This window comes from Streptomyces sp. NPDC046859, from assembly GCF_040645135.1.
Classification (GTDB): domain Bacteria; phylum Actinomycetota; class Actinomycetes; order Streptomycetales; family Streptomycetaceae; genus Streptomyces.
Window position 1 is genome coordinate 25,316 of sequence record NZ_JBEYXR010000004.1, and the last position, 22,942, is coordinate 48,257.

General features: G+C 73.3%; 22 protein-coding genes and 1 pseudogene. 7 read left to right on the forward strand and 16 right to left on the reverse strand.

What is annotated here, in order from left to right; translation table 11 throughout:
• Positions 1 to 9: 9 nt before the first annotated feature.
• Positions 10 to 2,061 (reverse strand): phosphocholine-specific phospholipase C, encoded by a 2,052-nt coding sequence (locus tag ABZ899_RS06560; protein ID WP_361341657.1) that lies wholly within the window; start codon positions 2,059 to 2,061, stop codon positions 10 to 12.
• Between the two features lie 241 nt (positions 2,062 to 2,302).
• Here ABZ899_RS06560 and ABZ899_RS06565 point away from each other — a divergent pair, with 241 nt between their 5' ends.
• Genes ABZ899_RS06565 through ABZ899_RS06575 form a run of 3 tightly spaced genes read left to right on the forward strand, consistent with a single transcriptional unit; the run spans position 2,303 to position 4,475 of the window.
• Positions 2,303 to 3,373, forward strand: coding sequence for an aromatic ring-hydroxylating dioxygenase subunit alpha (locus ABZ899_RS06565; RefSeq protein WP_361341660.1), 1,071 nt, complete (start codon positions 2,303 to 2,305; stop codon positions 3,371 to 3,373).
• On the forward strand, positions 3,370 to 3,540 hold the full coding sequence (locus ABZ899_RS06570; RefSeq protein ID WP_361341663.1) for a hypothetical protein: 171 nt from the start codon (positions 3,370 to 3,372) through the stop codon (positions 3,538 to 3,540). Before ABZ899_RS06565 ends, ABZ899_RS06570 begins: the two co-directional genes overlap by 4 nt.
• A complete protein-coding gene (locus tag ABZ899_RS06575; protein ID WP_361341665.1) occupies positions 3,537 to 4,475 on the forward strand; it encodes a PDR/VanB family oxidoreductase in 939 nt (312 codons plus the stop codon). The genes ABZ899_RS06570 and ABZ899_RS06575 overlap by 4 nt, the downstream gene beginning before the upstream one ends.
• 421 nt (positions 4,476 to 4,896) lie before the next feature.
• On the opposite strand, the pseudogene ABZ899_RS06580 reads toward ABZ899_RS06575, so the two are convergent.
• The 13 genes and pseudogenes from ABZ899_RS06580 to ABZ899_RS06640 all read right to left on the reverse strand — a co-directional run.
• Positions 4,897 to 5,667: pseudogene (locus tag ABZ899_RS06580) on the reverse strand (glycosyl hydrolase family 28-related protein); the annotation flags it as partial.
• 44 nt (positions 5,668 to 5,711) lie between these two features.
• Positions 5,712 to 7,313 (reverse strand): glycoside hydrolase family 13 protein, encoded by a 1,602-nt coding sequence (locus tag ABZ899_RS06585; protein ID WP_361341667.1) that lies wholly within the window; start codon positions 7,311 to 7,313, stop codon positions 5,712 to 5,714.
• Positions 7,314 to 7,363: 50 nt separating this feature from the next.
• Positions 7,364 to 8,224, reverse strand: coding sequence for a carbohydrate ABC transporter permease (locus tag ABZ899_RS06590; protein WP_361341670.1), 861 nt, complete (start codon positions 8,222 to 8,224; stop codon positions 7,364 to 7,366).
• Positions 8,221 to 9,177 carry a sugar ABC transporter permease gene (locus tag ABZ899_RS06595; RefSeq protein WP_361341673.1) on the reverse strand — a complete coding sequence of 319 codons (957 nt, stop codon included), beginning with the start codon at positions 9,175 to 9,177 and terminating at the stop codon, positions 8,221 to 8,223. Before ABZ899_RS06595 ends, ABZ899_RS06590 begins: the two co-directional genes overlap by 4 nt.
• A gap of 6 nt (positions 9,178 to 9,183) precedes the next feature.
• Entirely contained in the window at positions 9,184 to 10,533 is a 1,350-nt protein-coding gene (locus ABZ899_RS06600) for a sugar ABC transporter substrate-binding protein (protein ID WP_361341676.1), read from the reverse strand.
• 142 nt (positions 10,534 to 10,675) lie between these two features.
• Complete coding sequence (locus tag ABZ899_RS06605; protein ID WP_361341678.1) at positions 10,676 to 11,674, reverse strand: LacI family DNA-binding transcriptional regulator; 999 nt, start codon at positions 11,672 to 11,674, stop codon at positions 10,676 to 10,678.
• Between the two features lie 44 nt (positions 11,675 to 11,718).
• On the reverse strand, positions 11,719 to 12,420 hold the full coding sequence (locus tag ABZ899_RS06610; protein WP_361341681.1) for a GntR family transcriptional regulator: 702 nt from the start codon (positions 12,418 to 12,420) through the stop codon (positions 11,719 to 11,721).
• A gap of 75 nt (positions 12,421 to 12,495) precedes the next feature.
• Positions 12,496 to 13,497, reverse strand: coding sequence for a proline racemase family protein (locus tag ABZ899_RS06615; protein WP_361341683.1), 1,002 nt, complete (start codon positions 13,495 to 13,497; stop codon positions 12,496 to 12,498).
• A 6-nt stretch (positions 13,498 to 13,503) separates the two neighbouring features.
• A complete protein-coding gene (locus tag ABZ899_RS06620) occupies positions 13,504 to 14,400 on the reverse strand; it encodes a dihydrodipicolinate synthase family protein (RefSeq protein WP_361341685.1) in 897 nt (298 codons plus the stop codon).
• On the reverse strand, positions 14,397 to 15,845 hold the full coding sequence (locus ABZ899_RS06625; RefSeq protein WP_361341688.1) for an NAD(P)/FAD-dependent oxidoreductase: 1,449 nt from the start codon (positions 15,843 to 15,845) through the stop codon (positions 14,397 to 14,399). The genes ABZ899_RS06620 and ABZ899_RS06625 overlap by 4 nt, the downstream gene beginning before the upstream one ends.
• Positions 15,838 to 16,140 carry a (2Fe-2S)-binding protein gene (locus ABZ899_RS06630; RefSeq protein ID WP_361341690.1) on the reverse strand — a complete coding sequence of 101 codons (303 nt, stop codon included), beginning with the start codon at positions 16,138 to 16,140 and terminating at the stop codon, positions 15,838 to 15,840. Before ABZ899_RS06630 ends, ABZ899_RS06625 begins: the two co-directional genes overlap by 8 nt.
• Positions 16,137 to 17,288, reverse strand: a complete 1,152-nt coding sequence (locus ABZ899_RS06635; RefSeq protein WP_361341692.1) for an FAD-binding oxidoreductase — start codon at positions 17,286 to 17,288, stop codon at positions 16,137 to 16,139. Before ABZ899_RS06635 ends, ABZ899_RS06630 begins: the two co-directional genes overlap by 4 nt.
• Before the next feature lie 154 nt (positions 17,289 to 17,442).
• Positions 17,443 to 18,105 carry a hypothetical protein gene (locus tag ABZ899_RS06640; protein WP_361341695.1) on the reverse strand — a complete coding sequence of 221 codons (663 nt, stop codon included), beginning with the start codon at positions 18,103 to 18,105 and terminating at the stop codon, positions 17,443 to 17,445.
• A 223-nt stretch (positions 18,106 to 18,328) separates the two neighbouring features.
• On the opposite strand from ABZ899_RS06640, the gene ABZ899_RS06645 reads away from it, so the two are divergent.
• The 3 genes from ABZ899_RS06645 (at position 18,329) to ABZ899_RS06655 (ending at position 19,901) form a co-directional block, all read left to right on the forward strand.
• Positions 18,329 to 18,979 (forward strand): helix-turn-helix transcriptional regulator, encoded by a 651-nt coding sequence (locus tag ABZ899_RS06645; protein WP_361341698.1) that lies wholly within the window; start codon positions 18,329 to 18,331, stop codon positions 18,977 to 18,979.
• A 37-nt stretch (positions 18,980 to 19,016) separates the two neighbouring features.
• Positions 19,017 to 19,541 (forward strand): toxin-antitoxin system, toxin component, encoded by a 525-nt coding sequence (locus tag ABZ899_RS06650; RefSeq protein WP_361342486.1) that lies wholly within the window; start codon positions 19,017 to 19,019, stop codon positions 19,539 to 19,541.
• A gap of 129 nt (positions 19,542 to 19,670) precedes the next feature.
• Positions 19,671 to 19,901 carry a hypothetical protein gene (locus ABZ899_RS06655; RefSeq protein WP_062665447.1) on the forward strand — a complete coding sequence of 77 codons (231 nt, stop codon included), beginning with the start codon at positions 19,671 to 19,673 and terminating at the stop codon, positions 19,899 to 19,901.
• 17 nt (positions 19,902 to 19,918) lie between these two features.
• On the opposite strand, the gene ABZ899_RS06660 is transcribed toward ABZ899_RS06655, so the two are convergent.
• Together ABZ899_RS06660 and ABZ899_RS06665 are read right to left on the reverse strand one after the other, a co-directional pair.
• On the reverse strand, positions 19,919 to 20,593 hold the full coding sequence (locus tag ABZ899_RS06660; RefSeq protein ID WP_361341701.1) for a 4'-phosphopantetheinyl transferase superfamily protein: 675 nt from the start codon (positions 20,591 to 20,593) through the stop codon (positions 19,919 to 19,921).
• The gene (locus ABZ899_RS06665) at positions 20,590 to 21,459 is read right to left on the reverse strand and encodes a metallophosphoesterase (RefSeq protein ID WP_361341704.1); all 870 of its coding nucleotides are present in this window, start codon (positions 21,457 to 21,459) and stop codon (positions 20,590 to 20,592) included. Before ABZ899_RS06665 ends, ABZ899_RS06660 begins: the two co-directional genes overlap by 4 nt.
• Before the next feature lie 269 nt (positions 21,460 to 21,728).
• Between ABZ899_RS06665 and ABZ899_RS06670 the strand changes: the two genes are divergently transcribed.
• Positions 21,729 to 22,856, forward strand: a complete 1,128-nt coding sequence (locus tag ABZ899_RS06670; protein ID WP_361341707.1) for an ATP-grasp domain-containing protein — start codon at positions 21,729 to 21,731, stop codon at positions 22,854 to 22,856.
• Positions 22,857 to 22,942: the final 86 nt, after the last annotated feature.

A 22,942-nucleotide genomic window follows, 5' to 3' on the forward strand; every position in this document is an offset into this window, starting at 1 on the left:
CGGACCCGGCTACGCGGTGAGCGTCGCCGGGTCGCTCACGCCCGGCCGCCCGTTCTCGACGTGACCGGCGAGGCGCCTCAGGAAGGCGCGATCGCCCTCGGCCGTGACGGTCAGGTCGTACCAGCGGCGGCTCGCCGCGAGACCGAACGTGCGGCGCACGGTGGCGCCGGGCCGCACGGTCACCGTGACGGTGCGGCCGCCGTACCCGTCGGCGATCCGCAGCCGGACGCCGGACCTGCCCGCGTTGGTGAAGGTCAGCTCGACGCCGTCGCCGTGGTGTCGGGCGGTGACCTCGGGACCGGCCACCGCGTTCGCGCCCCGGAAGGCGCGGAAGAACCCGGCCGGGCCGTGCACGGTGAGGTCGTACGAGCCGTTCGAGGCCGCCGAGTCCCAGGTGCCCGTGATGCTCTTGCCGGCCTCGGTGGTGTACGTCCACGGGCCGTCGGTGCGGTTGCCCGAGGTGACGTGGAAGGCGGCGCCCGCCCTGGCGCCGGAGGCGAACGCCAGCCCGAACGTGCCGGCCGCCGCGTCGACGCGGCCGTCCACGTGCGGGGCGTACTTCAGCGGCCGGGTGGGCCGCAGCCCGCGCTCCTGCCGGGGCATGCCCGCCTCGGCGGGGGGCGTCGGACGGTAGTCGGGGTGCCGCAGCCGGTCCGGCGGCTCGTAGGCGTCCGTCCCCGGCAGCCCGGCGGGGCGGCTGTCCTTGCGCGAGAAGTCGAACGCCGAGGTCAGATCGCCGCAGACGGCCCGCCGCCACGGTGAGATCTGCGGCTCCCCGACACCGAAGCGGCGCTCCATGAACCGCAGGATCGAGGTGTGGTCGAAGGTCTCGGAGCAGACGTAGCCGCCCTTGCTCCACGGCGAGACGACCAGCATCGGCACCCGCGGGCCGAGGCCGTAGGGCCCGGCCGGCCGGCCAGCGTCGCCGGCGTAGACGTCCAGCGAGACGTCGGCCGTCGAGCGGCCCCGGGAGGCGTCCTTCGGGGGCAGCGGCGGCACGACGTGGTCGAAGAAGCCGTCGTTCTCGTCGTAGGTGATGAACAGCGCCGTCTTCGACCAGACCTCCGGGTTCGAGGTGAGGGCGTCGAGGACTCGCGCGATGTACCAGGCGCCGTAGTTCGCGGGCCAGTTGGAGTGCTCGGAGAACGCCTCCGGGGCGGCGATCCAGGAGACCTGCGGCAGGGTGCCGGCCTCGACGTCGGCGCGCAGCCGGTCGAAGTAGCCGTCCCCGGCCTTGGCGTCCGTGCCCGTGCGGGCCTTGTCGTACCAGGGGTCGCCGGGCCGGGCCTCACGGTACTTGGTGAAGTACAGCAGGGAGTTGTCGCCGTAGTTGCCGCGGTAGGCGTCGTCGATCCAGCCCCAGGAGCCGGCCGCGTCGAGGCCGTCGCCGATGTCCTGGTAGATCTTCCAGGACACCCCGGCCCGCTCCAGCCGCTCGGGGTACGTCGTCCAGCCGTAGCCGAGTTCGTCGTTGCCGAGGACCGGGCCGCCACCGGTGCCGTCGTTGCCCGTGTGGCCGCTCCACAGGTAGTAGCGGTTGGGGTCGGTCGAGCCGATGAACGAGCAGTGGTAGGCGTCGCAGACGGTGAACGCGTCGGCGAGGGCGTAGTGGAAGGGGATGTCCTCGCGGGTCAGGTAGGCCATCGTCGTGGTGCCCTTGGCGGGGACCCACCGGTCGTACTTGCCGCCGTTGTACGCCTGGTGCCCGTCGGACCAGCCGTGCGGCAGGCCCTCCAGGAACCGCATGCCGAGGTCGTCGGCGTCCGGGTGGAACGGCAGGACGTCCTTGACGCCGTCCGACTGGTGCCAGACGGTCTTGCCGTCGTCCCGCCGGACCGGGCGGGGGTCGCCGAAGCCGCGGACACCGCGCAGGGTGCCGAAGTAGTGATCGAAGGAACGGTTCTCCTGCATCAGGACGACGATGTGCTCGACGTCCTCCAGGGAGCCCGTGCGATGGTGCGCCGGGAGCGCGGCGGCCCGCTGGATGCTGCTCGACAGAGCGCTGAACGCCGTGGTGGCGCCCGCGATCTGGAGGAATCTGCGCCGGTTGACTTCGGGCATGGGTGGAAGACCTCTTCCCATCGTGAGGGTGAGCCGGCCGATCGGTGACAACGCGCGCGACAGGAGTGTTCCAGGGGCACCGAACGGCGGGGAAGGGTGCGATGGCACGCGTGTGAAGGTCAGGGGTACGCGGGGTGCGGCGGCTCCTCCCGGTCCGCTTCCGTGAGGCGGAAGCCCTGTTGCCCCCGCCGGGGCCCCTTCCCGACGATGTCGCCACGACACCTAGACGGGAGCCGCTGCCATGCCGCACATGACCGCGTTCGCCAGGAACCAGTGGTACGTCGCCGCCTACAGCCACGAGGTGGGGCGGGAGTTGCTCGGGCGGAGCGTCTGCGGGGAGACGCTCGTGCTCTACCGCACCGAGGACGAGGGAAGGCCGGTCGTGCTGCACGACCGGTGTGTGCACCGCCGGTATCCGCTGTCCGAGGCGCCGACGCGGCTCGACGGGGACCGCGTCGTGTGCGGGTACCACGGGTTCACGTACGACACGACCGGGACGTGCGTGTACGTGCCCGGGCAGAAGCGCGTGCCGCGCACGGCCCGTGTGGCCTCGTACCCGGTGGTCGAGCAGGACTCGCTGATCTGGGTGTGGATCGGCGACCCGGAACTGGCCGACCCGGCCGGCATCCCGCGCGCCCGGCACCTGGACGCGCCGGGCTGGGTCACCGTGCGCGGGATGGAGCCCATCGGCTGCGACTACGGCCTGCTGGTCGACAACCTCCTCGACCTCTCCCACGAGACCTATCTGCACGGCGGTCACATCGGCACCCCCGAGGTCGCCGAGACGCCGATCACCACCGAGGTGGACGAGGGGGCGGGCATCGTGCGGGTGAGCCGGCACATGGACGACGCCGAGTGCCCGCCGTTCTACGCCCGTTCGACCGGGATCGAGGGCCGCATCACCCGCTGGCAGGACATCGAGTACCACGCCCCCTGCCTCTACCTGCTGCACAGCCGGGTCGCGCCGGTCGGCGTGCTGCCCCGGCCGGACGGCAGCGATCCGGACGCCTTCCACACCGAGATCACCTACGCCATCACGCCCTCCGGGGACGGGACGGTGTACGACTTCTGGGCGGTGTCCCGGGACTGGGCGACCGAGGACGCCGAGGTCACCGAGTTCCTACGCGCCGGCAACCACACCGTGGTGATGCAGGACGTGGACGCCCTCGACCTGCTCCAGCGCACCCTCGGCACCGAGCGGCACGGCTACCAGGAGCTCAGCATCAACATCGACACCGGCGGGCTGGCCGCGCGCCGCATCCTCGCCCGGCTGGTCGAGGAGGGCGCCAAGCCCGAGGAGAAGGTGCGGTGAGCGGCGGCACCGGGGAGGTGTACCGGGTCGACTGGGTGCCGGGCACCGACCTGCTGCACGGGACCTGCCACTGCGGCCGGGAGCACCACGCCGAGGACCCGGTGCGGATGTGGGAGTGGATGCTCGCCCACCCGCGGGGGCACCGGGTGCCGGAGGACGACTCGTGACGGAGGCGTACGAGGCCGAACTCGCCGTCGAGCGGACGGAGCCCGCGGCCGACGGGGTGCTCGCCCTCCTCCTGCGCGACCCGTCGGGCGGGCCGCTGCCCGCCTGGGAGCCCGGCGCCCACATCGACCTGCTGCTCGGGCCGGGACTGGAGCGGCAGTACTCGCTGTGCGGCGACCCGGCGGACCGGACGCGGTGGCGCATCGCGGTCCTGCGCGAGCCCGGCGGGCGCGGCGGGTCCGCCCAGGTGCACGAGCGGCTGAGGGCGGGCGACAAGGTGCGGGTGCGCGGTCCGCGCAACCGCTTCCGGCTGGAACCCGCGCGCGCCTACCGGTTCGTCGCGGGCGGTATCGGCATCACCCCGATCCTGCCCATGCTGGCCGCGGCCGAGACGGCGGGCGCCGACTGGAGCCTGCTGTACGGCGGCCGCACCCGCCGGTCCATGGCGTTCACGGCGGAGCTGGCGCCGTACGGCGGGCGGGTCACCCTGGCGCCGCAGGACGAGGGCGGTCCGCTGGACCTCGGCTCGGTGCTGGCCAGCCTCACCGAGGGCACCCTCGTCTACTGCTGCGGTCCCGGTCCCCTGCTGGACGCCGTCGAGGAGCGCTGCCCGGCGAGCGCCCTGCGCGTCGAGCGGTTCCAGCCGCGGGAGCAACCCCCGGCGAGGAACGCGGAGTTCGAGGTGGAACTGGCCCGCAGCGGCCTGACGGTCACGGTCGGGCCCGGCGTCTCCGTGCTGGACGCGGTGCGGGCCGCGGGTGTCGAGGTGCTGTACTCCTGCACCGAGGGCACGTGCGGCACCTGCGAGACCGACGTCCTCGACGGCACGCCCGACCACCGGGACTCCGTGCTGACCGCCGAGGAGCAGGCGAGCGGCGAGACGATGATGATCTGTGTGTCGCGGTGCCGGGGGCGGCGGCTGCTCCTCGACCTGTGAACGCCCCGGCCCGCGGCCCCATCCGCGCCCGCCCGCCGCCGCCGCCCTCGCGGACCCCGGGCCACGTCCAGCGGGGGCGGCAGGCGCTTCCGGCTCACCCCGCGCGTGCTGGAACTCGGCTGCTCCTGCCTGTCCAGCCGGCCGCACTGGTAGAAGCTTCCACCTTCCCGCTGGGTGAGGTCGCGCACTACGCTGAAGTGCGTGGCCGGGCTGCTCACGCCGACCGGCGGCGAGGTGCTTCTGGAGGGACGGCGGGTCAGCGGGTGATCGTGCTGTCCGCGTCCCCGACCGTCGTCCGTGAGCAGCTCACGGTCGATCTGCCCGCCGGGCGCGACCAGTTGCACACCCGCGTGGATCCGCGCTTCGCCGGCCTGCGCACCCGGGTGTACGAGCAGATCCAGGCGGCGAAGGGCGGGGACGTCCGGGACGAGCGCACGATCGAGTGCCAGTGCCCGGCCCCCTGGAGGGTCACGTTCTGCACGCCGCTGAGCGACGACGTCAGCCGGTACTCCCCCGGCGGGATCCACACCACCCCGCCCTGGGCGGCGGCGATGGCGTCCCGGAAGGCCCGGGTGGAGTCGCCCTGGCCGCTGGGGTCGGCCCCCTTGGAGACGACGGAGACCGATCCGGCGGGCTGTCCCGCCGCGCCGGCGACCTGCTCGAAGTCGGCGACGTCGACGGTGACCTGGACGCCGGTGGCCTGGAAGGCCACCTTGTCGCCGGCCCGCACGTCCCGGCCGAGCAGCAGCCGCGCGTTGTCGTAGAAGTGGTGCGTCTTCGAGCCGGTGATCCAGCCGGTGTCGACGTACGAGTACTTCGACGTGACCGCGAGGGTGCGGGAGAGCTTCTGGCCGTTGACGTAGACGTCGAGCGTGCCGGACTGGCCGTCGGGGACGCTGTAGGCGACGTTCACGGCGTTGGCCGCGCGCGGGACGGTGAACTCGACGCGCTGGCCGGCGCCGAGGCGTACGGCCCTGCGTCCGGACGCCTCGGAGGCGAGCGTGCCCTGAGTGACGTCCGGGCCGATCGTGGTGCCGGTCGTGGTGGCGGACTCGGCCTCCACGGAGGTGAACGGGAGGTCGGCGCCGGCCGCCGCGTGGGCGGCGGGGGCGGTGGCGGTGACCAGGCCGGCGGCGAGCGCGACGGCCACCGCAACTGGCATGAGCCTGACACTCGTGGGGGTGAGGTGCATGGGCCGATCCCTTCGTGGGGGGTGCGGGACAGCGGGACGCGGTCTCAGGCGCGCAGCCAGACCGCGGTGTCCTGGGGCAGCCGGCCTTCGGGGTCCAGCGGGCCGCTGCTCAGCAGGAGTTCGCGGTGCGCGGGCAGGTCGGCGGGGGTGTCCGACAGGTTGACCACGCACAGGGTGCCGGAGGTCCGGGTGAAGGCGAGCACACCGTCGGGCGACGGCAGCCAGGTCAGCGGTCCGTCGCCGAACTCCGGGCGCAGGGCGGTGGCCCGGCGGTACAGGGTGAGCATGGAGCCCGGGTCGGCGGCCTGGCGGTCGGCGGCGTACGCGGCCCAGCCCTCGGGCTGCGGCAGCCACGGCTCCGCCTGGGCGCCGAAGCCCGCGTACGGCTCTCCGGCCGCCCAGGGCAGCGGCACGCGGCAGCCGTCCCGGCCCGGGTCGGTGCCGCCGGAGCGGGCGTGCATCGGGTCCTCGATCCGGTCGAGCGGGATGTCCGCCTCGGGCAGGCCCAGTTCCTCGCCCTGGTAGAGGTAGACGGAGCCGGGCAGGGCCAGGGACAGCAGCGCGGCGGCGCGGGCGCGGCGGGTGCCGAGGGCGAGGTCGGTGGGGGTGCCGAACTCCTTGGTGGCGAAGTCGAAGCCGGTGTCGGCGCGGCCGTACCGGGTGACCGTGCGGGTGACGTCGTGGTTGCACAGCACCCAGGTGGCAGGGGCGCCCACCGGGGCGTGCTCGGCGAGGGTGGTGTCGATCGAGGTCCGCAGCCGCTCCGCGTCCCACGGGCAGGACAGGAAGGAGAAGTTGAAGGCGGTGTGCAGTTCGTCGGGGCGCAGATAGCGGGCGAAGCGTTCGGGGTCGGGCAGCCAGACCTCGCCGACGAAGACGCCGTCGTACTCGTCGGCGACGGCCCGCCAGGAGCGGTAGATGTCGTGGAGGTCGTCGCGGTCGACGTAGGGGTGCGGGTCGGGGGCGGAGGCGAGGTCGGGCAGCTCCGGGTCCTTGGCGAGCAGTGCGGCGGAGTCGATGCGGACGCCGGCCACCCCCCGCTCGAACCAGAACCGCAGGATGTCCTCGTGTTCCTGCCGGACCGCCGGGTGGGCCCAGTTGAGGTCGGGCTGTTCGGGGGTGAACAGGTGCAGGTACCACTCGCCGTCGGGCAGCCTCGTCCAGACGGGGTCGGTCGAGCCGACGAACTCCGACGGCCAGTCGTTGGGCGGGAGCGAGCCGTCGGGGCCGTGTCCGGGCCGGAAGTGGAACAGCTCGCGCTCGGGGCTGCCGGGTCCGGCCTCACGCGCGGCACGGAACCAGGGGTGCTGGTCGGAGACGTGGTTGGGCACGATGTCGACGATCGTGCGGATGCCGAGCTCACCGGCCTCGGCGATGAGCTTCTCCGCCTCGGCGAGGGTGCCGAAGGCCGGGTCGATGGCCCGGTAGTCGGCGACGTCGTAGCCGCCGTCCTTCAGCGGGGAGACGTACCAGGGCGTGAACCACAGCGCGTCCACGCCGAGTTCGGCGAGGTACGGCAGCCGGGCGCGGACGCCCGCGAGGTCGCCGGTGCCGTCGCCGTCGCCGTCCGCGAAGCTGCGGACGTAGACCTGGTAGATGACGGCGGAGCGCCACCACGGTGCGGCGGCAGGACGGGACTGTGCCACGGTGTGGCCCTTTCTGTCGGGAGGGGGAGGGCGTCCGGGGGGTGGGGACGTCAGCCCTTGGTGCTGCCCGCGCCGATCCCCGCGATGATGTGCCGCTGGAAGGCGAGGAACATCGCGACCATGGGGACGCTCGCGATGACCATCGCGGCGATGAGTACGGTCAGCGGGATGTTCTGCGAGAGCTGGACGAGTGCGACGCTGATGGGCTGCTTGCCGGTGTCGGAGAACACCATCAGCGGCCAGAGGAAGTCCTGCCAGACGGCGACCAGGGCGAAGATCGAGACCACGCCGAGGACCGGCCGGGACATCGGCAGCACGATCGACCACAGGGTGCGCAGCCGGCCGGCGCCGTCCATCTCGGCGGCCTCCAGCACATCGCGCGGGAGCTGGTCGAAGAACCGCTTGAGCAGGTAGAGGTTGAAGGCGTTGGCGACGGCCGGCAGCCAGATCGCCACGGGGTCGTTGAGCAGCCCGAGGTCGGCCACGGTCAGGTACTTCGGCACGACGAGCGCCTGGGCGGGGACCATGAGGGTGGCGAGGATGCCGCCCAGGATCACCTTGCCGAAGGCGGGCCGCAGCTTGGACAGCGCGTAGGCGGCGGCCGTGCAGAACACCAGCTGGCACAGCCAGGCGCCGGCGGCCTGGACGACGGTGTTCCACAGGTGGGTGGGCAGCTGCATCAGGTCCCAGGCGCCGGTGTAGCCGCTGACGTGCCAGCGTTCCGGGACCAGGGTCGGCGGGGTCCTGGCGACCTCGTCCGCCGACTTCACCGCACCCGTGACCATCCAGTAGACGGGGAACAGGAACGCGATCACGAACAGCAGGACGGTGCCGGTGAACACGGTCCAGTAGGCGGCCTTGCCGCGCGGCCGGGCCAGGGCGGCCGGCGAGAGGAGGGTCCGGGTGCTCATGCGCTCTCCCCTTCGGTGCGGGTCAGTCGCAGGTACACGGCGGAGAAGGCGCCGAGGAGCACGAGGAGCATCACGCTCAGGGCGCAGGCGCCGCCGAAGTCGTTGTAGAGGAAGGCGTACTTGTAGATCAGGTAGAGGACGGTGACCGTGGCGTTCTCCGGGCCGCCGCCGGTGATCACGAAGGGTTCGGTGAACACCTGCATGGTGGCGATGATCTGAAGGAGCATCAGCATCAGGATCACGAACCGGGTCTGCGGGATCGTGACGTGCCGGACGCGTTGCAGCAGGTTCGCGCCGTCGAGCTCGGCGGCCTCGTACAGCTCCCCGGGGATGGACTGGAGCGCCGCGAGGTAGATGAGCACGGTGCCGCCCAGGTTGGCCCAGGTGGCGACGACGACCAGGGAGACCAGCGCGGTGTCGGCGCCGTTGGACCAGTTCGAGGTCGGCAGGTGCAGAAAGCGCAGCGCCTCGTTGGCGAGCCCGGTGCCCGGGTCGTAGAACCACTTCCACAGCAGGGCGCTGACCACCGGCGGAATCATCACCGGCAGGTAGACCACGACCCGGAAGAACGCCTTGGCGTGCCGGAGTTCGTTGAGGACCAGGGCGAGCACGAAGGGGATCGCGAAGCCGATCAGCAGGGCGAGCACGGTGAAGGTGAGCGTGTTGCGCCAGGCCGCCGTGAACTCCGGGTCGTCGAAGACGCGGGTGAAGTTGGCGGTGCCGACCCACTCGGGCTCACCGCCGGGCGTGTACTTCTGGAAGGCGATCACGACCGCGCGGATCGCCGGGTACCAGGAGAACAGGGCGAAGCAGACGAGGCCGCCGACGAGGAAGCCGTAGGCGCGGGCCTGGTCGGCGAGGCGGCGCCGCCTCCGGTCCCCTGCCGGGGGCGGCGCCTGCACGGGGCGTACCGCGACCTTCGCGACGGTCCGTCGCTGAGCCGTGTCGGTCATGGTGCGTCAGCCCCGGTCCAGAATTCCGTCGATCTTGCCGGACGCGTCCTCGAGGAGCTGGTCGATGTCGGCGTCCTCCTTGGTGAGGACGGCGGAGACGACACCGTCGAGGACCGAGTAGATCTGCTGGGCGCTCGGCGGCTCGATCTTCATGTCCAGGTTCTGGTTGCCGTCGAGGAACGCCTGGTAGTTCTCCACCGGGACGTTGGCGTTGGCCTTCTTGACCTCCTGGTCCTTGGCGTCGGCGGCGCCGGTGAACAGGCGGGGTTCGGGCAGGCCCACGGGGGCGTCGTTCTTCTTGGCGCGGGCGTAGTCGCCGAGGAAGCCGTCGCCGGGGGTGAGGAACATGTGGTCGAGCCACTTCAGACCGGCGCGGATCTGCTCGGGGCGGGCCTTCTTGCTGAACATGTAGCCGTCGCCGCCGATGAGGGTGCCCTTGCCGCCGGGCATGGGGGCGAGGGCCAGGTCCTTGTAGTTCCCGCCCTTCTCCTTGACGAGGATCGGGATGTTGTCGGGGGCGGCGAGGTACATGCCGAGCTTGCCGGAGCCCATCATCTGCTGGACGTCGTTGATGACGAGCAGCTGCTTGCTGCCCATCGACTCGTCCTTCCACCGCATGTCGTGGAGGGCCTGCAGGACGGCGCGGCCCTCGGGCGAGTCGACGGTGGCCTTCTTGCCGTCGGGGCTGACGACGTCGCCACCCTGGGAGTACAGCTCGGCGGTGAAGTGCCAGCCGCCCTGGTTCTGGGCGCTGTAGTCGGCGTAGCCGACGGTGCCGCCGCCGAGGCCGGCGATCCTCTTGGCCGCGGTGCGGACCTCGTCCCAGGTGGCCGGGGGCTTGTCGGGGTCGAGGCCCGCCTTCGCGAAGAGCGCCTTGTTGTAGATCAGGCCCATCGAGTAGCCGGTGCGCGGGACGCCGTAGACCTTGCCGTCGACGGTGTAGATGTCACGCAGCTGCTGCTGGATGGTGTCGTAGCTCTTCAGTTCCTTGACGTACGGCGTGAGGTCGGCCGCCTGGTCGATGTCGACGACGTGGCGGGCGTCGGTGAAGTACGTGTAGAAGACGTCCTCCATCTGCCCGCCGGCGAGCTTGGCGTCGAACGTCTTCGGGTCCTGGCAGGGGAACGCGTCGTGGGGCACGACGTCGATGTCCGGGTTCTGCCGCTCGAAGTCGGCGACGTCCTGCTCGAAGAACTTGCGGTCGACCTCGGCGCTCTTGGGCGGCATGCAGTTGACCGTGATGCGGGTCTTGCCGCTCGCCGAGTCGTCGCCGCCCGAACCGCAGGCGGACGCGGCGAGGGCGAGCGAACAGACGCTCAGCGCGGCAAAGGTACGGCGGAACCCGGTGCTTCTCATCGGTGGACCCCTCTGGGCATGGAGCGGTGGGCGCCGCACACTCAAGCACCGTCGACATCCAACCGCAAGATGTCGCGCGAGATTTGCAATTTTTAGACAGCGGGTCGGTTGCCGATGACGGCCCTGCGCGCGAGGCCGCAGGTCAGCGGCGGGGCGCTTGCGCCGTGGAGCCGCGCACCACCAACTCGGGCTCGAAGAGCAGCTCCTCCGCCGGGACGGGAGTGCCCGCGATCTGCGCGTTCAGCAGCTCGACGGCCGCCCGGCCCATGGCCTCGATCGGCTGCCGGACGGTGGTGAGCGGGGGCTCGGTGCAGTTCATGAACGCCGAGTCGTCGTAGCCGACGACCGAGATCTCCGACGGGACGTCGAGTCCCTTGCGCCGCGCGGCCCGTACGGCACCCAGGGCCAGCGGGTCGCTCGCGCAGATGATGCCGGTGACGCCCCGGTCGATCAGCCGGGAGGCGGCCGCGTGCCCGCCCTCGATCGAGAAGATCGCCCGCGCCACGCGCTCCTCGGGCAGCTCGGCGGCGATCCCCCGGGCGGCCGCCAGCTTGCGCGCCGACGGCACGTGGTCGCCCGGGCCCAGCACCAGCCCGATGCGCTCGTGGCCCAGCGAGGCCAGGTGCCGCCACGCCTGCTCCACCGCGACGGCGTCGTCGCAGGAGACGGCCGGGAAGCCCAGGTGCTCGATGGCCGCGTTGACCAGCACCACCGGGATGTTGCGGTCGGCGAGTTCCTTGTAGTGGTCGTGCGGCGCGTCCGCCTGCGCGTACAGGCCGCCGGCGAAGACCACCCCGGAGACCTGCTGCTGCAGCAGCAGCGTGACGTAGTCGGCCTCGGAGACACCGCCCTTGGTCTGCGTGCACAGCACGGGGGTGAGTCCCAGCTGGGCCAGCGCCCCGCCGATCACCTCGGCGAACGCCGGGAAGATCGGGTTCTGCAGTTCGGGCAGCACCAGGCCGACCAGCCGCGCGCGTTCCCCGCGCAGCTGGGTGGGGCGCTCGTAGCCGAGCACGTCCAGGGCGGAGAGCACCGCCTGCCGGGTGGCCTCGGAGACACCGGGCTTGTCGTTGAGCACCCGGCTGACCGTGGCCTCGCTGACCCCGACCTTCTTCGCCACTTCAGCAAGTCGTCGCGTCATGCGCGCAAGAATAGCGCAAGAATTGCAAACTGCTTGCGTACGGGTCAGTCCTCGTCGCGCGCCGCCCACACGCCGCGGACGTGGTCCAGGTGCCGGGTCATGACCTCCCGCACCGCCCGCTCGTCCCGGGCGAGCAGCGCGTCGAGGAGTTCCAGGTGCTCCTCGGCGGACGCCGGCAGCCGGCCGGCCTCGACCAGCGCCGTCAGCCCGTAGAGCCGGGAGCGCATGCGCAGGTCCCGGACGACCTCGACGAGGTGGGTGTTCCCGGCGAGGGCGAGCAGACCGAGGTGGAAGCGCGTGTCGGCCTCCACGTACGCGATGAGGTCACCGGCGCCCGCCGCCCGGACGATCTCCCGGGCGGCGGGCCGCAGCGCCTCCAGGGACACCGCGTCGGCGGTGGCGGCCAGTTCCACGACCGTCGGGATCTCGATGAGCGCGCGGATGTGCGTGTACTCGTCGAGCTGCCTCTCGGACACCGCGGTGACCCGGAACCCCTTGTTGGGCACCGTGTCGACCAGGCCCTCCTTGGCCAGGTCGAGCATGGCTTCGCGCACCGGGGTCGCCGAGACGCCGAAGCGGGCGGCGAGCCCGGGCGCCGAGTAGACCTCGCCGGGCCGCAGCTCCCCGGCGATCAGCGCGGCCCGCAGGGCGTCGGCGACCCGCTCCCGGTAGCTGCTCCTGCGGCCGCCCAGGGAGGGCAGCGCCGGGGCGGCGGTGGACGGGGCGCCGGTGCGCTGGGCGGCCATGCGATGTCTCCTCGGGCTGTGCAATGTCACGCGGTACCGGCCTCATTATCCTCGCGGCCCCACTTCACCCCGCCGCTACAGCACGAACCCCTCCGGGAACGGGTCCGTGGGATCGAGCAGGTACTGCGCGGTGCCCGTGATCCAGGCGCGGCCGGTGAAGCTGGGCAGCACGGCGGGATGATCGCCCACCCGCGTGGTGCCGAGAAGACGGCCGGTGAAGCGGGTGCCGATGAACGACTCGTTCACGAACTCGGTGTGCAGCGGGAGTTCACCGCGCGCGTGGAGCTGCGCCATGCGCGCGCTGGTGCCCGTCCCGCACGGCGAGCGGTCGAACCAGCCCGGGTGGATGGCCATGGCGTGCCGGGAGTGCCGGGCGGTGGAGCCGGAGGCGACCAAGTGGACGTGGTGCAGGCCGCGGATGGACGGGTCCTCCGGGTGGACGGGCCCGTCCTCGGCGTCGACCGCCTCCATCAACGCGAGCCCGGCGGCGAGGATGTCGTCCTTGCGGGAGCGGTCGAAGGGCAGACCGAACTCCTCCAGCGGCAGGATCGCGTAGAAGTTGCCGCCGTACGCCAGGTCGTAGGTCACCGTGCGGCCGTCGGCGAGGGTGGCGCGGCGGTCGAGGGCGACGGCGAAGGACGGCACGTTCCGCAGGGTGACCTCCTTCGCGGCGCCGTCCTCGACGGCCACCTCGGCGACGACGACGCCGGCCGGGGTGTCCAGCCGGATCGTGGTGACCGGCTCCACCACCTCGACCATGCCGGTCTCCACCAGCACGGTCGCCACGCCGATGGTGCCGTGCCCGCACATCGGCAGATAGCCCGACACCTCGATGTAGATCACGCCCCAGTCGCAGTCGGGGCGGGTGGGCGGCTGGAGGATCGCGCCGCTCATGGCGGCGTGCCCGCGCGGCTCGTTCATCAGCAGCCGCTTGATGTGGTCGCGGTGCTGCCGGAAGTACAGGCGCCGTTCGTTCATCGTCGCGCCGGGGACGGTGCCGACGCCTCCTGTGACGACCCGGGTGGGCATACCCTCGGTGTGCGAGTCGACGGCGTGCAGGACGAGCTTGCTGCGCATGGTCCCCTACGCCCATCCGGCCGCGACGGCCTTCTCCGTGGCCGCCCGCACGGCGGCCTCCTGCTCGGGCAGCAGCGGGACGCGCGGCGGGCGTACGGGCCCCCCGTGGCGGCCCACGACGTCCATGGACAGCTTGATGGCCTGGACGAACTCCACCCGGGAGTCCCAGCGCAGCAGCGGATGCAACTGCGCGTACAGCTCCTTGGCGGTGTCCAGATCACCCGAGACGGCGGCCCAGTACAGCCGCACCGACGCCCGGGGCAGCGCGTTCGGGTACCCGGCGACCCAGCCCTTGGCGCCGGCCAGGGCCAGTTCCAGCAGGACGTCGTCAGCGCCGATCAACAGGTCCAGTTCGGGGGCGAGTTCGGCGATGCGGTAGGCACGGCGGACGTCGCCGGAGAACTCCTTCACCGCGTGGATGTGCCCCTCGGCGTGCAGCCTGGCGAGCAGTTCGGGCACCAGGTCGACCTTGGTGTCGACGGGGTTGTTGTACGCCACGATCGGCACGCCCGCCTTCGCGACCTCCGCGTAGTGCGCGAGCACCGAACGCTCGTCGGCGCGGTACGCGTTCGGCGGCAGCAGCATCACGGAGGCGCAGCCCGCGTCACGCGCCTGCTCGGCCCAGCGCCGGGCCTCGGCCGAGCCGTACGCGGCGATGCCGGGCATCACGCGTGCGCCGCCGACGGCCGACACCGCCGTCTCGACGACCTTCGCGCGTTCCTCGGGGGTGAGCACCTGGTACTCCCCCAGCGAGCCGTTGGGGACGACGCCGTCGCAGCCGTTGTCGACGAGCCAGGCGCAGTGCTCGGCGTAGCGGCCGTGGTCGACGCGCAGGCCGTCGTCGAGCGGCAGCGCGGTGGCGACGAGGACGCCGTGCCAGGGGCGGTGCTCGGTGGCGGTCATCCGGATTCCCTCCCAGTGGGGTGTGACATGTCGTCGCGGTGGTCCGGCCGCCGTGCGAGCACCCCGAGGGGGACGGGGCGGGCGAACGGCCTGGGGGACGGGGTGAGGGCACAGCCGGTGAGCCCGGCGACCGCCGGGGCGCACATCCGGCCCTGGCACCAGCCCATCCCGGCCCGGGTCAGCAGCTTCACCGTGCGGACGTCGCCCGCGCCGAGCTCCGCCACGGCCTCCCGGACGGCGCCGGCCGTGACCTCCTCACAGCGGCAGACGGTCGTGTCGTCGGTGACCTGCTCGGTCCAGTGCGCCGGCGGCGCGTACACGGCGTCCAGCGCGGCGGCGAAGGCCCGCAGCCGGTCCCGCGCGCGGGCGGCCCGCGCCCAGGCGGCGGGGTCGGGCCGTGTGCCGTGCAGGCGGGCCGCCGCGGACCGTCCCGCGATGTGCCCCTCGGCGAGCGAGAGTTCGGCGCCGCCGATGCCGGTGGCCTCCCCCGCGGCCCACACACCGGGCACGTCCGTGCGCTGCTCGGCGTCGACGCGCACGGCGAGGCCGTCGAGTCGGCAGCCGAGCGTCCCGGCGAGGTCGGTCTGCGGCAGCATGCCGTGACCGGCGGCGAGGGTCGCGCAGGGGATGCGCCGCGCGGTGCCGGGCCGGACGCGCCCGTCGGCGTCGAGGGCGGCGACGGTGACGGCCTCCAGCCGGTCGGTGCCGTGCGCCTCGGCGACGGTGTGCCGGGTGAGGACCGGCACGCGGTGGCGCAGCAACGCGGCCGCGTACCCGGCGCCTTCGGCGAGCTTGGCGGGGTGGGCCGCCCATACGGGCGCGCGCCGCAGGAGGGCCTTCGGGGCGGCGGACTCCACGAGCGCGGCCACGGTGACGCCGGCCGCGGCGAGCCCGGCCGCGACCGGGAGCAGCAGCGGGCCGGTGCCGGCGACGACGGCGGTGCGGCCGGACACGGCCAGGGCGCCCTTGAGCATGGCCTGGGCGCCGCCCGCGGTGACGACCCCGGGGAGGGTCCAGCCGGGGAAGGGCAGGACCTTCTCGTAGCCGCCGGTGGCGAGGACGAGGGCGTCGGCGCACACCTCGGCGGGGTCGCGCTGTCCGGGTCCGCGCAGCGCGTGCACGGTGAATCCGGTGCCGGGCCCCGGCTCGGCGCACCAGACATGATGATCCGCCAGATGCCGTACGGTACCGGCCCGGACGTGAGCCTCCAGTCCCTCCCTGAGCCGCTCCGCCGTGCGCCACCGGTGGTGCAGCGCCTGGGGTCTGCGGGCGCCGAGCGCTTCGGCGGGCCGCCGGTGGAACTGGCCGCCGGTCTGCGGGGCCGCGTCCAGGAGGGTGACCCGTACGCCTCGCGCGGCGGCGGCGAGGGCCGCGGCGAGCCCGGCGGGTCCGGCGCCCACGACGGCGAGGTGCGGGGCCGGGGATGCGGGGGCGCGGTCAGGCATCGTGGCCCGTCCCGTCCTGGGTGCGGATCGCGTCGCCGGGGCGCAGCGGCAGCAGGCAGGCCCGCTGGTTGGGGCGGTCGTTGACGGTGACCAGGCAGTCGAAGCAGACGCCGATGCCGCAAAACACCCCGCGCGGGTGGCCCTCGGCGCGGGTGCCGCGCCAGGAGGTGACGCCGGCCGTCCAGAGGGCGGCGGCGACGGTGTGGCCGGGCAGCGCCTGGATCTCCCGGCCGTCGAGGGTCACCGTGAAGGCGGGGCCCGGGTGGGCGTCGGCGAGGTCCAGAGGGGTTCTCACACGGCCTCCTCGGCGAAGCGGTCGGGGCGGAACGGCGTCAGGTCGAGATCGGGGGTCCGCCCGGTCAGGGCCTGGGCGACGAGGTGGCCGGTGGCGGGGGCCAGTCCGATGCCGGCGCCCTCGTGGCCGCAGGCGTGGAGCAGCCCGGGGACGCGGGGGTCGGGGCCGACGGCGGGCAGGTGGTCGGGGGTGTACGGACGGAAGCCGAGGTAGGCGCGTATCGCGTGGACGTCCCGGAGGAACGGGAAGAGCCGGGTGGCCCCGGCGGCCAGGGCTCGCACGACGGGCAGCGAGAACGTCCGGTCGAAGCCGACGCGTTCGCGGCTCGCGCCGATCAGCACGGGGCCCGCGGCCGTGCCCTCGACGACCGGGGAGGTCTGGAGCGCTGCCGAGTCGCTGGCGACGTCGGCCACATAGTCGGCGGCGTACACCTTGTGCCGGATCCGGCGCGGCAGGGGTTCGGTGACGAGGACGAAGCCGCGCCGGGGCAGGACGGGGAGGTGCACCCCGGCCCGCGCGGCGAGGTCGCCGCCCCAGGGGCCGGCCGCGTTGACGACGGCCGGGGCGTGCAGGTCGCCCCGGTCGGTGCGCACGCCGCGGACCGCACCGGCGCGGGTGAGCAGGACGCCGGTGACGGCGACGCCGGTCAGCAGGCGGGCCTGGGCGGCGCGGGCCAGGGTGGCGGCGGCGAGGGCGGGCATGACCTGGCTGTCCTGCGGGTAGTGGACGCCGCCAGGGATGCCGGGGGCCAGGTCGGGTTCGAGGTCGTGCAGGCGTGTGCCGGTGACGGGTTCGGCGGTGACCCCGGCGGCGCGCTGCGCCGCGGCGAACCGCTCCAGGGCGGCGAGCCCGTCCGGGGAGGACGCCACGACGAGGCCGCCCTTCGCCTCGTACTCGACGGACCGCCCGAACTCGTCGGCGAGCGCCCGCCACAGGCGCGCGGAGAGCAGCGCGAGACCCAGCTCGGGGCCCGGTTCCTTGTCGGAGACCAGGATGTTGCCCTCGCCGGCGCCCGTGGTGCCGCCGGCGACCGGACCGCGGTCGACGAGGATCACGTCGAGTCCGGCCCGTGCGGCGTACAGGGCGCAGGCGGCGCCCGTGATTCCGGCTCCCACGACCACGACGTCGCAGGTCGGTCCCTGGCTCACGCCAGTACTATGTCACACACCACTGTGCGACGGAACAGTGCGGAACAGTGCGGAACAGCGGGGAAGAGGGGGCCGGGAGCCCGGGAACGGCCGCCCCGGGGCGGGGTGTGCTGACGGGGCGCCGTCGGCGACCTGAACGCCGACGGTGCCCCGTTCAGTCCTCGGGCGCGCGCACCACACGGAGATACGAGGCGTCACGGCGCGCCCCGCGCGCCCTGACCCGCTCGCGGCGCGCCTCGCGCAGCACCAGCGTCAGCCGCGTGTACCCCAGCTCCCGCAGGGTCGCGGGTGTCTCGTCGACCACCCGGCACTCGGTGGCGCCCCAGCGCGGGTCGGGGTGGTGGAGCGGGCGCACCGCGCCGTCCTCCTCGACGGCCCGCTCCCCCACCGCGCGGATCCAGTGCGGAAGGCCCTGCCGGTAGGCGGCCTCCATGAGGGGGTCCTGGGCGATGTCGCGGCGGACGGCCTGGAGCGCGTGGTCGTGGCCGTGCCGCTCCAGGGCGTCGGCGAGGTGGGCCAGCATCGGCAGGCACCAGCTGGACTCGTGGTCGCCGAGGACGGCGGCGGCGTCCGGGTGGAAGAGGACGAACCGCAGGAAATTCTCGTGCGGCATCGCGCCGGGGTGCGGGCCCACGGCGCCGAAAAGTGACGCGAAAGCGCTGTTCGCCAGGACGACGTCCCAGCGGTGGTCGACGACGACGGACGGGAAGGGCACGGCCTCCACGAGGACGGCGTAGTCCCGGAGGTACGCCTGGGCCTCGGGCCGGTCGGGGACGGGCCGCGGTACGGACCGCTGCCCACCTGCCTGATATGCCATCGGGAGGTCACCCCTCTTGCCTATGCGGCCTTCACGCGGCGTCCCGATCCTGGTGCCCGCGCCCGAGCCATGTCAACTATCGTGGCATTCTCCGCCTGTTGACGGCTGAAATTGGCCACAGTTGTGGCGGAACCTGGATGCGCGTTCGAACCACCCGGTAATCTTCGTCGAGTTCACGGCAACAGGTTGTGAGAAGCCTGTGAGAGACGTAGGAGATCTGTCGGTGACGGATGGCTTCGAGGGCCCTGGCGCCACGGTGACGGCCGCGCTGCCCGCCGTCGTCGCCCGCGTCGCCGCGCTCGCCGACCGGCTCGACGTGCCGCACACGGAGGTCTTCGACACCGGCCGGCTGTCCGTCGCCTCCGGCGTCCCGGAGCCCGTGGTCAAGGCCCTGCTGAGCGGCCGGCCCGCGGGCGAGCCCGATGTGCAGGCCCGTTTCCTCCAGCGGCTCGACCTCCTGCGGCGCACCCGCCTGAAGCCCAACGGCCGCAGGTACACCCAGCAGGAGATCGCCGACGGCGCCGGCATGTCCCGCCAGCAGGCGGGCGCGCTCATCAACGGCGACCGGCGGCCCACCATGGAGCACTGCGACGCCATCCAGCGATTCTTCCGGGTGCACGCCGGCTTCCTGACCGCCGAGGACCCCGAGGCGCTGGCCGGCGCGCTCCAGCGCACCGAGCAGGACCTGCTGCAGAGACTCGCGGAGCGCGAGGCGGCCCAGGCCGCCGAGGACCCTCTGGAGCGGCTCCTGCAGGACCACGGTGTGCGCGGCATCGCCTGGCGGGCCGCCCAGCTCCCCACCGACCAGCACCGCGACAAGGTCGCCGAGTGGCTGGACATGCTCCTGGAGAGCGTCAAGCGGCCCGAGTCGTGACCGGAGGAACGGGAGACCATTGGGCATCGGTAGGGAAATGCGCCGCCTGTGCGGCGAGTTGGTCGCGGAGCTGTCGCTTCCCGCACCCACGGCGCCCGAGACGCTGTACGGCGCGCTGTGCGACGCGATGGGCAGACGCCGGGGCCGCCCCGTCCACTTCCGTACGGCCGCCTTCCCGCCGGGCACCGCGAGCGGGCTGTGGCTCGACATGGCCGACCAGGACCTCGTGGTGATCGAGGAGCGCACCGCGCCCGACCACCAGCTGGTGATCCTCGGCCACGAGCTGTGGCACATGAAGGCCGGCCACTGCCGCCACAGCGTCGAGGGCGCCTCCGTGGCGGCCCGGCTGCTCGGCAGCGAGGCGGATCTGCGCTCGGCGGTCCTGAAGGTCGCCGCCCGCAACCACTTCGACCAGGCGGAGGAGAAGGAGGCCGAGAGCTTCGGCCTGCTGCTGGCCAGCAAGTGCCGCACCTGGCTGGCGGTCTCCTCGGCGCGCGGGCAGCGGGACCATCTGGCGGGCCGCATCGAGGCGTCGCTCGGCTACCTGGGTCCGCAGAACTGACCCCCTGACCCGCGCCGGGAGGCCGAACGGACGGCCGGGCCGGAGCCGTTGTCAGTGGCGGACGGCAAGCTGGTGGGTGGCGCCACGCCGTGCGGGGCGCGACGACACCGACCCGGGGAGAGCCGACCGATGCCCACCGCCGTACTGACCGACCGCGAGCGCACCGCCGTCCAGGCCTACCTGCGGCTCCTGCACACCGTGCGAGCCGCGTTCGACGGTGCCTCCGGACCGGGCCGACCACCCGTCGTGCCGCCCGCCGTCCTCGCCGAGGCCGAACAGGCGCTGGCCGACGCGGGGCTGACGGGTCACGAGGAGGAGTTCTTCCACCTGCTGCGCACCTGGTGCCCGGCCGAGCCCTGACGCCGCCGGCGCGGGGGTCAGGTGTGCGGCACGCTCACCGCTGTCGCCACCAGCCCCCGCCCGAGCGTCCAGCGCCCCTCGAACCGGTCGAGCCGGCGCCCGCCGACCAGCGGGCCGGGCACGAGGAGCCGGGCGCTGAACCGCCCGCCGCGCGGATCGCCGTCGCCGGCGAGGACGTCGATGTCGGCCTCGGAGAAGTCCAGCCACTTCCCGGTGAGGGGGAACCACGCCTTGTAGACGGACTCCTTGGCACTGAAGAGGAGCCGGTCCCAGTGGACCGAGGGGTGCCCGGCGGCCAGCAGGCGCAGCCGCTCCGCCTCGCCGGGCAGCGCGACGGCGTCCAGCACCCCGTCCGGGAGCGGCTGGTGGGTCTCGGCGTCGATGCCGAGCGAGGCCAGGTCGCCGGCGCGGGCCAGCGCGGCGGCGGCGTACCCGTCGCAGTGGGTCATGCTGCCGACCAGGCCGGGCGGCCATCCGGGGGCGCCGCGTTCACCCGGCAGCACGGCCCGCGGGGGCACCCCGAGCTTCTCCATGGCGCGGCGCGCGCAGGAGCGCGCGGCGGCGAACTCGCGGCGGCGCTTGGCCACCGCCCGGGCCACGACCGCCTCCTCCTCGGGGTAAAGCGGCGGGTGCTCCTCGTCACCGTACGCCTCGACGCCGACGGTGGCCGGGGTCAGCAGGTCCTCGATCAACGGGCCGGGCCCTCCCCGTCCTCGCGGGGCAGCACGGGCCGCAGCCGGCCCGGGGGTTCCGGGCGCCGGCGCCATTCGCGGGGGTAGCCGACCGAGACCTCCTCGAAGCGGACGCCCTCGTGCCAGGTGGTCCGGGGGATGTGGAGGTGGCCGTACACCATGGCCTCGACGCGGAAGCGGCGGTGCCAGTCGGCGGTCAGGGCGGTGCCGCACCACATCGCGAACTCGGGGTACCACAGCACGTCCGTCGGGTGCCGGTGCAGCGGGTAGTGGTTGACGAGGACGGTGGGCAGGTCCTCGGGGAGGGCGGCGAGCCGGCGTTCGGTCGCGGCGACCCGGGCCGCGCACCACGCGTCGCGGGTCGGGTAGGGGTCGGGGTGCAGCAGGTACTCGTCGTTGCAGACGACGCCGGTCCCGTGCGCGTACGCGAGGCCCTCCGCCTTGGTCGCGCATCCCTCGGGGAGGAAGGAGTAGTCGTACAGGAGGAACAGCGGGGCGACGGCGACCGGGCCGCCGGGGCCGTCCCAGACGGGGTAGGGGTCCTCGGGGGTGGTCACGCCGAGGTCCCGGCACACCTCGACCAGATGGTCGTACCGGGCGGCGCCGCGCAGGGTGACGGAGTCCCTGGGGTGGGTCCACAGCTCGTGGTTGCCGGGGACCCAGACCACTCTGGCGAAGCGGCCGGCGAGCGTCTTGAGCGCCCAGGTGACGTCGGCGACGGTCTCCGCCACGTCACCGGCCACGAGCAGCCAGTCGTCGTCGGAACCGGGGCGCATCCCCTCCACCAGGGCGCGGTTCTCGTCGTACCCGATGTGCAGGTCGCTGACGGCCAGCAACCGCCCGGTCCGCGCGGCCGTCGTCGTCACCCTCGCCCCTTCCGATCACCCGAAGGACACCACGAGAACACAGAGCGTGCCCCGGGACAAGGGCGGGCCGGCCGGACCGCCCCCGCGCGTGTGGACGGTGGGGGAATCCGTAACACGTACGTTGCACGCGACACCCTTTGAAAGTCGTATGATCGCCCCGACACCACCGCCGCGACCCCTTCGCCAGGGGCGGTTCGGTGTACCTCCCTCCTCCCTGCCCGGGCACGGGCCGCTTCGCCCTGCCCGCCACCCCGAAAGGACGGCCCTGCATGGTCTCTCGCGTACGCGTCTGGCTCAACCGCACGTACGCGGAGAACGTGTTCTTCATGGATCAGCTCCGCAGAAATCCCAGCGACCGGGCGGTGGAGATCCATGCGACGCACGGGGACGCCGACTCCCCCGTGCTGGCCGCCGCCGACACCGCGGAGCTGGAGCCCGAGGGCCTGTCCCCCGCCGGATACGTCGAGTACGCCCTCGCGCAGTGCCGGCGCCGCGGAATCGACGTCTTCGTGCCCCGGCTGCACCAGGCGGCGATCGTCGCGCACCGCGCGGAGTTCGAGGCGGTCGGCACGGCGCTGCTGGCGCCGCCGCCCGAGGCCGTGGCCGTCTTCCAGGACAAGGTGATCGCGTACGAGGCCGTCCAGGCGGTCGGCGTGCCGGTGCCGCCGTGGCACCGGGTCCGTGACGCGGACGAACTCCTGGATGCTGTTGAGGAGTTGGAGGCCGGCGGGCACCGGGCGTGCTTCAAGCCGGCCTCCGGCGCGGGCGGGGTCGGCTTCCGGATGATCACCCGCTCCCCCTTCTCGCTGACGCATCTCAGCGGCTTCCCGACGCCGTACGTCCAGCTCGATCTCGTCCTGGACGCGCTGCGGCGGTCCGAGGAGCCGGTGGACTGGCTGGTGATGCCGCGCCTGGAGCAGCCCGAGGTGTCGGTGGACTGCCTCACCGGGCCGGACAACCGGGTCCGGCTGGCGATCGGCCGGGTCAAGAACGGGCGCCGGCGCGGCTTCACGCTCCAGGAGCAGTGGCTGGAGCCGGCGCGGCTGGTCGCGGAGGGCTTCGGGCTGCACCACCTGTCCAACATCCAGTTCCGGATGTTCGGCGACACCCCGGTGCTGATGGACGTCAACACCCGCCCGGCGGGCGGCCTGCACCAGCTGTCGCTGTGCGGGGTGAACGTGCCCTGGCTCGCCGTGCAACTGGCGCTCGGCGAGGACCCGGGCGTCGTGACCCCGCCGTTCCTGGGACAGGACTACACGGTGGTGGCGGGTCCGCGACCACTGCGCCCGGTGTCGATCCCCCAGCAGCGCACCGAGGCGGAGGCCCCCCTGCTGCCGGCGGTGCCCGCACCGGCACAGCCCGGATCCGTCGCGACCGGGGCGGCCCTGCCCCTGTAGAGACACACCAGCGGTATGGACCGATCCCTGCGCCGGTCCTTGACAGGGGAATTGGTCCATACCAACTTGGTCAGCGCACCTCTCAG

Coding starts and splice junctions, on each gene's coding strand:
- ABZ899_RS06560 (WP_361341657.1), bottom strand. CDS start 2,061: ATGCCCGAAGTCAACCGGCGCAGATTCCTCCAGATCGCGGGCGCCACC.
- ABZ899_RS06565 (WP_361341660.1), top strand. CDS start 2,303: ATGCCGCACATGACCGCGTTCGCCAGGAACCAGTGGTACGTCGCCGCC.
- ABZ899_RS06590 (WP_361341670.1), bottom strand. CDS start 8,224: ATGAGCACCCGGACCCTCCTCTCGCCGGCCGCCCTGGCCCGGCCGCGC.
- ABZ899_RS06595 (WP_361341673.1), bottom strand. CDS start 9,177: ATGACCGACACGGCTCAGCGACGGACCGTCGCGAAGGTCGCGGTACGC.
- ABZ899_RS06600 (WP_361341676.1), bottom strand. CDS start 10,533: ATGAGAAGCACCGGGTTCCGCCGTACCTTTGCCGCGCTGAGCGTCTGT.
- ABZ899_RS06605 (WP_361341678.1), bottom strand. CDS start 11,674: ATGACGCGACGACTTGCTGAAGTGGCGAAGAAGGTCGGGGTCAGCGAG.
- ABZ899_RS06610 (WP_361341681.1), bottom strand. CDS start 12,420: ATGGCCGCCCAGCGCACCGGCGCCCCGTCCACCGCCGCCCCGGCGCTG.
- ABZ899_RS06615 (WP_361341683.1), bottom strand. CDS start 13,497: ATGCGCAGCAAGCTCGTCCTGCACGCCGTCGACTCGCACACCGAGGGT.
- ABZ899_RS06620 (WP_361341685.1), bottom strand. CDS start 14,400: ATGACCGCCACCGAGCACCGCCCCTGGCACGGCGTCCTCGTCGCCACC.
- ABZ899_RS06625 (WP_361341688.1), bottom strand. CDS start 15,845: ATGCCTGACCGCGCCCCCGCATCCCCGGCCCCGCACCTCGCCGTCGTG.
- ABZ899_RS06640 (WP_361341695.1), bottom strand. CDS start 18,105: ATGGCATATCAGGCAGGTGGGCAGCGGTCCGTACCGCGGCCCGTCCCC.
- ABZ899_RS06650 (WP_361342486.1), top strand. CDS start 19,017: ATGCGCCGCCTGTGCGGCGAGTTGGTCGCGGAGCTGTCGCTTCCCGCA.
- ABZ899_RS06655 (WP_062665447.1), top strand. CDS start 19,671: ATGCCCACCGCCGTACTGACCGACCGCGAGCGCACCGCCGTCCAGGCC.
- ABZ899_RS06670 (WP_361341707.1), top strand. CDS start 21,729: ATGGTCTCTCGCGTACGCGTCTGGCTCAACCGCACGTACGCGGAGAAC.